This is a genomic window from Oleiphilus sp. HI0117, from assembly GCF_001635235.1.
Genome location: NZ_LWGA01001417.1, coordinates 1 through 10,957 on the forward strand (window position 1 = coordinate 1; position 10,957 = coordinate 10,957).

A 10,957-nucleotide genomic window follows, 5' to 3' on the forward strand; every position below is an offset into this window, starting at 1 on the left:
AGTAAGTGAGATCTCGCTTCAGCGTCAACTATCGCACCAAAACTAAACAAAGCCATGTTTTGCTCTCTATAAGTGAGCCTAACTTATTCACTTATAGGTATATAGATTTCAGTGATTACGAATATAAGTAATTGTTATTTAATGTGAAGTCTAAAAACGGCCCGAGCTATGCTCTCTCAGATTATGTAAATTTTTAAACCTAATCTAAGAGAGATTAATTATGGCCTATATCGAACCGAGTGAATTCGCCACCAAAATGGTTGATTCAGGTGAACAGAAAATTTTCATGTCCACCAAAGATACGTTAGTACGTGCATTCATGGCGGGTGCAATTCTAGGGCTCGCCGCATTCTTTGCTATTACTGTTATTGTGAAAACAGGCAGTTTATTAGTTGGCTCACTTTTATTCCCTGTCGGCTTTATCATGCTCTATTTGATGAAGTTCGATTTGTTAACCGGTGTGTTCACGCTAGTGCCGCTATCAATACTTGATAAACGTAATGGCTGTACCGTGCCGCAAATGTTGAGAAACTGGGGCTTGGTTTTCCTTGGTAACTTTGGTGGCGCACTGACCACAGCTTTCTTTGCTTCGTTTATTCTAACTTATGGTTACAACACTGACGGCGGTGCCTTGGCAGCTAAAGTGAGCACCATTGGTGAGTCAAGAACACTGGGTTATCAAGCGCATGGTGCTGATGGCTGGTTCACGATATTTATTCGTGGCATGCTGTGTAACTGGATGGTATCGATGGGTGTTGTCGGTGCAATGATTTCAACCTCTGCAACGAGTAAGATCATTGCAATGTGGATGCCGGTAATGCTCTTCTTCTTTATGGGCTTTGAACACTCTATTGTAAACATGTTCCTATTCCCATTCTCTATGATCATGGGCGGTGACTTTGGTTTATACGAGTACTTCGTATGGAACGAAATCCCAACAGCTTTGGGTAACCTTGCTGGCGGCTTCTTACTAGTAGGTCTGCCACTATACTGGACGCATGTTAGGACTAATCCAGAGCGTAAGGTCGCTTAATACTAAAATAATATAATAGGAGCCCCGCCAGAAATGGCGGGGTTTTTTATGTCTAAGCAACTTAAAGTATCTGTTAGTCAGTATTCAACTGCAGGAAAGAAAGACCTGAATCAGGACTTCCATGCAGCCTATGCCCCGGAAGAGCCTTTGCTCGCGTCCAAAGGGCTGGTGGTCGCTTTGGCTGACGGTATTAGTAGCAGCAATGTAAGCCAGATTGCGAGTGAAACCGCGGTTAAAGGTTTTATACAGGACTACTACAGCACATCAGACTCCTGGTCTGTGAAGACCTCTGCTCAACGGGTTCTTAAAGCAGCTAACTCCTGGCTGTTCGCGCAGACCCAAAATAGCCCGCATCGCTTTAATAAAGACAAAGGCTATATCTGTACCTTTAGTTCGCTTGTTATTAAGTCGAACACTGCTTATTGCTTTCACTCTGGTGATTCACGTATCTACAGGCTTGCTGACAATAACCTTGAGCAACTAACCAAGGATCATCGACATGTCGTTGATGCAGAAACGAGTTACCTGACCCGCGCATTGGGCGTTCATGACACTTTGGAAATGGACTATCGAGCGCTTCCTCTAAGTGAGGGAGATATCTTTATTCTTGCTACTGACGGGGTGTATGAGTTTCTTACTGAAAAGCATTTGGCGAATACGATTACGAGAGCTTTTGAGGAGACAGGGAAAGTACCAGATAGTTTGGCAAAAGAGTTGGTTAATGAAGCCCTGGCAGCGGGCAGCGATGACAATTTAACTTTGCAGATCGTGAGCATCGATAGTTTACCGGCGCGAGAGTTAAGTGAGTTACAACAGCAGCTTACTCAGCTGCCTCCTGCCCCCAGATTAGAGGCTCGTAAAGAGTTTGATGGATACATGATTCTACGTGATATCTATATCAGTAGTCGTAGCCATGTATTTCTAGCAGAAGACCAACAAACAAAAAAGAAGGTGGTGATAAAAACACCTTCCACAGAAATGAGAAATAACCCGGATTACTTGGAAAGCTTCTTGATGGAAGAGTGGATTGCAAAAAGGGTGAGCAATGCTCATGTTTTGAAAGCAATTGAACCTGATAGAAAGCGTAATTTTATTTATTTAGTGTACGAATATATTGAAGGGCAGACGCTTGCACAATGGATGCTGGATAACCCTAAACCGGACATCAAAACAGTGCGAGAGATCGTTACTCAAATTGCTAAGGGGCTTCAGGCCTTTCATCGACAAGAGATGGTGCATCAGGACTTAAGGCCAAATAATGTCATGATTGATAGCCAGGGAACGGTAAAAATTATAGATTTTGGCGCAACAAAAGTAGCCGGAATTACTGAGGTGATCAGTAAAAACGAAGGCATTATGGGGACAGCTCAATTCACTGCACCGGAATACTTTTTGGGGGAAAGCGGAACAAGCAAGTCTGATCTGTTCTCTCTAGGCGTCATGACCTACAAGATGTTAAGTGGCGAACTACCTTACGGCAATGATATTTCAAAGATTAAAGATCGGCGTTCACTAGGGCGGCTAGGCTACCAATCCATCGATAAGGGGCGGGATGTTCCTGGCTGGTTTGACTACGCAATTAATAAGGCGGTTCATATTGACCCCTTAAAGCGCTATGGTGAAGTATCCGAGTTTATTTATGAGCTGAATCATCCAAGTAAAGTCTACGTAAATAAAGCCAAGCCACCGTTGTTGGAACGTAATCCCGTACTTTTTTGGCAGCTAAGCTCGTTGATTTTACTAATTATTGTGCTTTATCAAGCCAGCATGACGTAAACAATGTAGGCGGTTGGATTTGGGGCAACCGCCCGTATAAGTTTTCAAAGGCTTGGGTTACTTGTTGGCTATTCGGGCGTACTGCACTCCGCGCGGCTAGGGTCTTCAGCACAACGGATTTTCCATAGTAGTCGCAGCGCCTTAGGGTTAAAGGTACTATCTTCTTTTAGGGCCAAACGAATATCTCGGCTAAAGGTATCAAATTCAGACTTGGATGCATCACTTGTTTTGATCCAGTACTTGGCAGGAATTTCGTCTTCTGCATCTTTTACCATCTTATGGATTTGAGTGAGACGAGAGACCATGTATTTACGCATTTTGTTGCCAAAATCTGGAGCGAAGTTTTCCTTCTTGATAACCGTTTGGAGCATGCCGTAAAACAAACGGTAATCAATGATGCCACCTTGCTCTCCTAAACCGTGGTATAGCTCGAATGTGTTGTAAGCCAATGCCGGCATTAACAGAATATCGATATTGCCATTGTTAAACTGGCCAGAGAAGGTTGCCAGAGAGGTGGAAACGGGAGAAGCACCGGCCAGGGAGGCGAGTTTGAAGGCTTGCGGGTCACCATTCAAAACCGATATTTTTTTACCGCTGAAGTCAGGCACTGTGTTAATAGATTTATCATTGACGAATACATACATGGAGCCAACGGGAAATGAGGCGACAATTTCATATTTGCCGTTACTCATCAAGGTGCCTGCCTTTGGACTGGCTAAGGTTGCCAGTATTTTATTCAGCCCCTGATCCGACATGATTCCACCAATCGCATCAAGAGAGCCTCCAAAGGGTACATAGTCGCGGGACAGAATTGCACTCAAGTGTGCGGCATCACAAATGCCTGCTTTGAAGTCATTGGAAGCAACCTTCTCGTCAGTGTAAGCCTTGAATTCGAGGTCGATACCCCAGGCTATAGCTTTAGGTTTGAGGTCAGCATAGAAAGTCATCACAGGACCATTGGTACCCACCGGATCCCAAGTGCAGATGGACTTCTTCTCTAGCGAGAAAGCTGAGGTGCTAAATAAATATATTACGAATGAAAAGAATGTATAGAGTGCGTATTTCATATCAGAGCCCTTTGTTATTTTTAAAGTAAGGTACTGCTCAATCCTTATGAATTACTCTCTATATCGTACTTAAGATAGGTCGGGACTGGTTTGATATTGGTCAATTAAACATCAATGAAGGCAGGTCATATTTTAAACTAATTAATATGTTACTGGCATGAGCTATGGCCGCATAAGCGAGCATGAACCTTCTCATGGATTTATTATTCTGAGTTGATGGTAATGGATCGTTGGCGAGGTCACTAAGAACAGGTATTCATGGAAGACTTAAATTCGAGGTTATCAAGCTTTTCTTGACGTTGGCTAAGTGCCAATTGCAGGCCTCTTAGTCCATTGTCAAAATGGCCTAGTTATCCTGATTAAACGAGGATTAAGATTTATGGCCTTGAGAACAAAGCAGTAGTTACCGGGTTTAGATTATATTTATGCTGCGTTGAATAAGTCTCGTTGTATCCAAAGCCAATAAACCAGACTGAACTTTCTCTATTAATTAGTGTCCTAAAGTATGTGTAAAACGCAGTTTAAGTCTTTTTAAGCATCTTCGTGATATTTAGTAAAGGCGCTTGCAGCGCTATGATTTTTGTGGCAGAGTTTTAAAGATGAGTATTCTGAAACAGATAAAACAAAAGTATTCAAAACAAATAAGCGTCTTGCTGGCCGTTTTGATGATGCTATCTCCGATTATATCTTCGGCGAATACTCTGTTGATGAGCGAAAGCACAATGCCTCATCATTCAGCGTCGACATCAACTGAAAGTGATGTTGAACAAATGAAGGTAACATCAGATAGCGAGTCTTGCCACGAGGCCGTGGCTCAAACCGTTAAAGACTCGATGAAGATGAATAAAACCTCTTCAGTCACAAATGACTGTTGTGATGAGTCTTGTTTATGTGCACAGGCTGGTTGTCAGTCTTCATCAGCGGCTTTCCATAATTCCGCGTTATCCTTCAGCACAGATAGAGTTGCCTTTAATTTTACGGCATCATTTTATCTAAACCCACAGACATTACCTTCTTTCCCCCCTCCCATTTCATAAGACCCTAAGGAAGTTCCGCCTTAAATTCGGAGCTCCCGTCGCTTTTTAGTTTTACTTATCGCTAGTTAATTTTATAGCCCTTGGGCTCGCTAAATAGCTTTGGACCTTGTCTTATGTTTCGCTTTAAAACAAAACGTGTCTTGTCACGTTTAATGTATATTTATTCTGGTTTGCTCGTTGCTTCAAGTTTTTTATCTGTCCATGCCTCGGAAGAAAGCAATGGAACCTTGCAAACGACTAAGTTAGTTCAAGCTCAGTCTGAGCAAGGAGGCTTGCTTTCCCTATCTGATGTGCTCACTAGAGCTCGCGCCAATGATTTCAGGCTAAAGTCCCTGGGTATTCAGGCGAAGGCTTTTGAAGCTGAGGCAAAAGCGAGTGATTTTTTGCCAGACCCAACTCTGTTTGCGGCGATACAGAGCTTACCGACAGACACATTTGAATTTGATCAGGAGCCTATGACCCAATTACGGGTAGGCGTCAGACAAATGTTCCCCAAAGGCGACACCTTATCGCTGCGCGAAGATATTAACCAGGAGAAAGTGGGTCTTCAGACCGTCAAGCAGGAAGCTTACTGGATAGGGCGTAAACAAAGCATTGAAAAAGCTTGGTTAGAAGCTTGGTTTTGGCAGCAGAACATTGAACTCATTTCGGAAGACCGTGTATTTCTAGAGCAAATACATGAATTCATTCAATCATTATATGAAGTTGGCAGTAAGGATCAGAGCGACCTGATTGGCGCGGAACTCGAACTCATCAAGTTAGAAGAGCGTTTGATCAAAGCAAGACGAAGTTTTCAAAAGAATCTGGATAGCCTTAATACCCTCGCTAACGAAACGCTGACGAGTACTCAATTGCCAAAGAAATTGGAATCTTTTGATACTTCAACACTGACTTTGGCTAAATCAAACGACCTTGTTTCTTCCTTACAAAACCATCCAAAAATTCGTTTGATAAATCAGAAAATTAACATTGCAAAAAGCAAAGTGAATTTGACCGAGCAGTCTTTGGAGCCCTCTTATGGTGTGGAGCTAAGCTACGGCATGAGAAGTGGCGACAATATGGATGGGTCTTCTCGTGCCGACTTCTTTTCAGCGGGTGTGAGTGTTCAGTACCCCTTTTTCAATCGAGGTCAGCAATCCAGCCAGATCAGCGCGGCTAAGCATCGTCAGGCAGCTATTGAGTTGGAGCGTTCAGAAGCATTAGAGCAAGCTCGCTTTACGTTGAAAGATCTCGCCAACCAATATGACATCACCCGCGATCAACGTGTGCTTTATGAAGAAAAAATATTAACCACATTAGGCAAGCAGAAGCACAGCGCCATGCATAGCTACGAGTCAGATAAGGGCAATTTCCGCATCGTATCTGAGCTGTTTCTGAAGGAACAAAGCGCAAAAGTGCAGCGTTTGCGCTTGCTTGTGAATGAACAAATTATTCTATCTCGTATTAATTATTGGCTGAACTAAAGCTAAGGAGAATCAACACATGAAGCAATTTATTTTAGCCATTACTGTCCTAGCTATTGGTTTGGCCTTGGGGACCTTTTTCGGCCCTCAACTCATGCAGGGGACAATGAGTGATGGAGAGTTGTCCTCCGCCGACAGTAACGAGAAGAAACCAGTGTACTGGGTAGCTCCGATGGATAAAAACTATCGTCGAGATGGGCCTGGACTTTCCCCGATGGGCATGGATTTAGTTCCGGTGTATGAAGAAGACAGCGGTGATGATAATACAGTGAAGATCTCAGCCACTGTTGAGAATAACCTCGGCGTTAAAGTCGCAAAGGTTAAAAACGAAGCGATTATGGTGCCAATTGATACCGTAGGAACTATCCAGTTTGATGAGAGCCGAATCTCTCATATTCACCCGCGTGTAGAGGGTTGGATTGAACGGTTGAACGTTGCTGCTAGTGGTGATCCGGTTAAACAAGGTCAAACACTGTTTGAGCTTTATAGTCCAGAGCTGGTCAATGCGCAGGAAGAATACCTAGCAGCATTGCGCAGCAAAAACAGAAACCTAATTAATGCGTCAAAGTCACGCCTTCGATCGCTAGGTTTGAGAGACAGTCATATCAATGATTTAAAGAAAAGACGTAAGGTCGATCAATTGGTGAAATTTACGGCTGAACAAGATGGAATTGTCATTGATCTAAACGTGCGTGAAGGCATGCATATCAGACCTATGACTGAAGTGATGTCGATAGGGTCGCTGGAAAGCGTCTGGGTTCGTGGTGAAGTCTATGAACGACAAGCTTATCTCATCGAACGTGGTCAGAGTGTAGCGATAAATCTCAATTCGTCACCTGATGGCAAATGGAACGGCATAATCAATTACATCTATCCGTCTCTTGATCAGAAAACACGCACCTTGCAATTCCGAGCGCGAGTACACAACCCAGATTTTGCCTTGCGACCTCATATGTTGGCGAATTTACGCGTTGAGAATATGGCCCAAGAGGCCATGACAACGGTGCCCAGATCCGCTGTTATCAAAGCAGGAAATCACAATCGAGTCGTGAAGTCGCTGGGCGAGGGGCGTTATAAATCTGTCATTGTAGAACTTGGCCTGGAAGGTCTCGTATCGACAATGAAGGAGGGTGTTGAGGTAATGGAATCAAAGGTACAGATACTTAAAGGTCTGTCTAATGGCGATGACGTTGTTGTTTCAGCGCAATTCCTGATTGATTCGGAATCAAATATCGAAGCCGAACTAATGCGTATGGAAGAAGCCGCAATGAGTCAAGAGATGAATGGCGATATGACAGGCAGTGCGGGTCCTAGAGTGATTACCTCGGGGACAGTTCATAAGGTCATGGGGAGTATGGGCATGATCAATGTCACACACGACCCGATCCCAGAATGGGAATGGCCGACGATGAAAATGGACTTCCAGGNGTCAGATCAGGTCGATCTCAGTCAGTTCAAGGAAGGCGAGGCAATCCAATTTGAGATCGAAAAAACAGGGGATTGGGATTATCTGGTGACGAGATTGGCGGCAGCGTCCGAAGGATTGTCAGCGGTAACGATGATGGATATGGCGACGATGGAAATGGAAATGAATCATGATCATATGAGCATGGATATGAGTTCGAATGGCGAAGAAGAAAAAGCCTCAGTCGAAACCTCTGGCAAGGTCAAAATGTTAATGCTTGATATGAATATGATTGAAATCGTTCACGAGCCTATACCTGAGTGGAGTTGGCCCGAGATGAGTATGTCCTTCTTAGTACCCGAGGGCGAGAAACTGCCCGAAATCAAAGATGGCGATGAATTAACATTCTCGTTACGGGAAAACGCAGATGGGGACTATGTCATGTCAAATGTCAGACTGAAATAGAACGTTCAAAAAGCAATTTTAAGAATAATCACTTTGAGGAAAATACAATGAATAAAACACTAACTTCTTTAGCAATGTGTGCAGGCTTACTTGTCTCGACAGCTGTTTTTGCAAGTGGACCCAATGATGGCCATCACCATGGACATGGCAACGGAAAAGATATGGGCAAAGGCCATATGATGAAAGGTATGGATAAAGGAATGTCGGGCAATATGTCTGAAAAAGGCGCCGGACATATGCGCGAGGTAATGGGTGAAGGACGTATTAACAAAATCATGGCCGATCGAGGCATGATTAACATTAAGCACGAACCCATGCCAGAGATGAACTGGCCCAAGATGAAAATGAACTTCAAAGTCGACAAGGGCGTTGATTTGGGCTCTCTAAAGCCAGGTCAAATGGTCGACTTTACCTTACTTGTCGACAACGACAATAACTACATCATCAAGAATATAAACAGCAAATAAGCGACATGAAAGCAGCACTCCGGTGCTGCCCAAATTCATTTGCTGACGAAAGATTACTGGAGTAAATAATGATAGCCGCGATTATAAAGTGGTCGATACAAAATCGGTTTTTTGTACTATTAGGCACGGCAATATTGATCGGGTTTGGCTTGTATTCTGTCAAGAATACGCCAATCGATGCAATCCCTGATCTGTCTGATGTGCAAGTAATCATTAAAACTAGTTACCCAGGACAGGCACCGCAAGTCGTTGAAGATCAGGTAACTTATCCGCTTACGACGGCGATGCTGTCGGTACCGGGGGCGATTACCGTCCGGGGCTTTTCATTCTTTGGTGACTCCTATGTTTATGTGATCTTTGAGGATGGCACGGACCTTTATTGGGCGCGTTCTAGGGTTCTGGAATACCTCAATCAAGTGTCCGGCTCGTTACCTGCATCTGCTAAACCACAATTGGGACCTGACGCAACGGGTGTTGGCTGGGTATATCTCTATGCGCTAGTAGATAAAACGGGTCAACATGACTTAGCGGAGCTACGTAGCATTCAGGATTGGTTCTTGAAGTATGAGTTGCAAACGGTTCCGGGCGTTTCTGAAGTAGCGACAATAGGCGGTATGGTGCGTCAGTACCAAATTGAAGTTGATCCGAACCTACTCCGCTCTTACGACATTCCTTTAGCCCATGTTGGCATGGCAATTAAAAAGGCCAACCAGGAAACCGGTGCTTCTGTTATCGAGATGGCTGAAGCAGAGTACATGGTGCGCGTTAGCGGCTACTTGCAAAGTGTAGATGATATTAAAAATATTCCACTCGGTATAAACGCTAATAACACGCCACTGCTTTTGAAAGATATTGCCAAGATTGAATTGGGTCCACAGATGCGACGCGGCATCGCTGAATTGAACGGCGAAGGTGAAGTGGTCGGTGGTGTTGTAGTGATGCGCTTTGGCGAGAATGCACAAAGCGTTATTGATAATGTGAAAGCAAAATTGGAGAGTTTGAAGAAAGGCCTGCCTGACGGAGTAGAGGTTGTAACAACCTATGATCGTTCAAGCCTGATTAGTCGAGCAATCGATAACCTCTACGAAAAGCTATTAGAAGAGTTTATCGTCGTAACTATTATTTGTGCGCTTTTCCTATTTCATTTCCGTTCATCTCTGGTTGTACTGGTTAGCTTGCCTGTGGGTATTCTCACGGCCTTTATCATCATGTATCAGCAAGGTTTGAACGCCAATATTATGTCTCTGGGTGGAATCGCGATTGCGATCGGTGCGATGGTTGATGGCGCCATCGTCATGATTGAAAACGTTCATAAGCATATGGAAAAAACAGAGCTGACAGATGAAAACCGTTGGCAGGTGATTACCCAGGCTGCATCTGAAGTCGGGCCACCTTTATTCTTCTCTTTGTTGATTATTACAGCCAGCTTTCTGCCTGTGTTCACTCTTGAAGCACAAGAAGGCAAGTTGTTTTCACCCCTGGCGTTCACTAAAACCTATGCGATGGCAGCTGCCGCAGGTCTTGCTATTACACTCGTGCCAGTGTTGATGGGCTACTTTATTCGTGGAAAAGTGACGCCTGAACATAAAAACCCGATTAACCGCTTGATGATTGCCATGTATAAACCAGTGATCAAAGGTGTGTTGGCTTTTCCTAAAACGACTCTTTTGTTTTCTGCTGTTGTCTTAGTGGTTGGTTTATGGCCAGCGACTAAGCTAGGAAGCGAATTCATGCCACCATTGGACGAAGGTGACTTGATGTATATGCCTACAACATATGCCGGTGTATCAGTCGGCAAGGCGAGAGAGCTACTCCAACAAACCGATAAGTTGATCAAAACCGTACCAGAGGTCGAGTCTGTTTTCGGTAAAGTCGGGCGTGCCGAAACAGCGACTGACCCAGCACCGCTCACGATGATCGAAACATTCATTCAACTTAAACCGCGAAGTGAATGGCGGGCTGGCGTGACGACAGAAAGCCTACGCCAGGAGTTTGATAGTTTGGTTAAATTCCCTGGTTTGACGAATGCCTGGGTCATGCCAATCAAAACGCGAATCGACATGCTATCAACGGGTATTAAAACGCCTGTAGGCATTAAGATCGCCGGCCCGAGTTTGTCTGAGATCGAGAAAATCGGTAAACGATTAGAAGAAGTTTTACCTGAAGTGGAAGGTACGGCATCGGTGTACTCTGAACGCGTCGCCGGTGGTCGCTATGTAAAGATTGATATTGACCGTGAACGCG

The 10,957-nt window shown here is 44.2% G+C and carries 8 protein-coding genes; 7 read left to right on the forward strand and 1 reads right to left on the reverse strand.

Going from position 1 to position 10,957, the window contains the following annotated elements:
* Positions 1–220: 220 nt before the first annotated feature.
* The gene (locus tag A3757_RS23855; RefSeq protein ID WP_068507001.1) at positions 221–1,033 is read left to right on the forward strand and encodes a formate/nitrite transporter family protein; all 813 of its coding nucleotides are present in this window, start codon (positions 221–223) and stop codon (positions 1,031–1,033) included.
* A 48-nt stretch (positions 1,034–1,081) separates the two neighbouring features.
* Entirely contained in the window at positions 1,082–2,809 is a 1,728-nt protein-coding gene (locus tag A3757_RS23860) for a bifunctional protein-serine/threonine kinase/phosphatase (RefSeq protein WP_068554776.1), read from the forward strand.
* A gap of 68 nt (positions 2,810–2,877) precedes the next feature.
* On the opposite strand, the gene A3757_RS23865 is transcribed toward A3757_RS23860, so the two are convergent.
* Entirely contained in the window at positions 2,878–3,876 is a 999-nt protein-coding gene (locus A3757_RS23865) for a putative solute-binding protein (protein ID WP_068507004.1), read from the reverse strand.
* 599 nt (positions 3,877–4,475) lie between these two features.
* Between A3757_RS23865 and A3757_RS25945 the strand changes: the two genes are divergently transcribed.
* From A3757_RS25945 to A3757_RS23885, 5 genes are all read left to right on the forward strand, one after another.
* Positions 4,476–4,913: a hypothetical protein gene (locus A3757_RS25945; RefSeq protein WP_156490713.1), complete on the forward strand. Its 438-nt coding sequence runs from the start codon at positions 4,476–4,478 to the stop codon at positions 4,911–4,913.
* A 113-nt stretch (positions 4,914–5,026) separates the two neighbouring features.
* Positions 5,027–6,376: a TolC family protein gene (locus tag A3757_RS23870; protein WP_068567695.1), complete on the forward strand. Its 1,350-nt coding sequence runs from the start codon at positions 5,027–5,029 to the stop codon at positions 6,374–6,376.
* A 19-nt stretch (positions 6,377–6,395) separates the two neighbouring features.
* The gene (locus A3757_RS23875) at positions 6,396–8,246 is read left to right on the forward strand and encodes an efflux RND transporter periplasmic adaptor subunit (protein WP_068740416.1); all 1,851 of its coding nucleotides are present in this window, start codon (positions 6,396–6,398) and stop codon (positions 8,244–8,246) included.
* Between the two features lie 47 nt (positions 8,247–8,293).
* A complete protein-coding gene (locus A3757_RS23880) occupies positions 8,294–8,713 on the forward strand; it encodes a copper-binding protein (protein WP_068507012.1) in 420 nt (139 codons plus the stop codon).
* Positions 8,714–8,781: 68 nt separating this feature from the next.
* Positions 8,782–10,957 (forward strand): efflux RND transporter permease subunit (locus A3757_RS23885; RefSeq protein ID WP_068740419.1); only part of this gene is annotated, 2,176 nt, incomplete at its 3' end.

Bases quoted from the DNA above. Each gene is read 5' to 3' on its own strand.
- A3757_RS23855 (WP_068507001.1), top strand. From the start codon at position 221: ATGGCCTATATCGAACCGAGTGAATTCGCCACCAAAATGGTTGATTCA.
- A3757_RS23860 (WP_068554776.1), top strand. From the start codon at position 1,082: ATGTCTAAGCAACTTAAAGTATCTGTTAGTCAGTATTCAACTGCAGGA.
- A3757_RS23865 (WP_068507004.1), bottom strand. From the start codon at position 3,876: ATGAAATACGCACTCTATACATTCTTTTCATTCGTAATATATTTATTT.
- A3757_RS25945 (WP_156490713.1), top strand. From the start codon at position 4,476: ATGAGTATTCTGAAACAGATAAAACAAAAGTATTCAAAACAAATAAGC.
- A3757_RS23870 (WP_068567695.1), top strand. From the start codon at position 5,027: ATGTTTCGCTTTAAAACAAAACGTGTCTTGTCACGTTTAATGTATATT.
- A3757_RS23880 (WP_068507012.1), top strand. From the start codon at position 8,294: ATGAATAAAACACTAACTTCTTTAGCAATGTGTGCAGGCTTACTTGTC.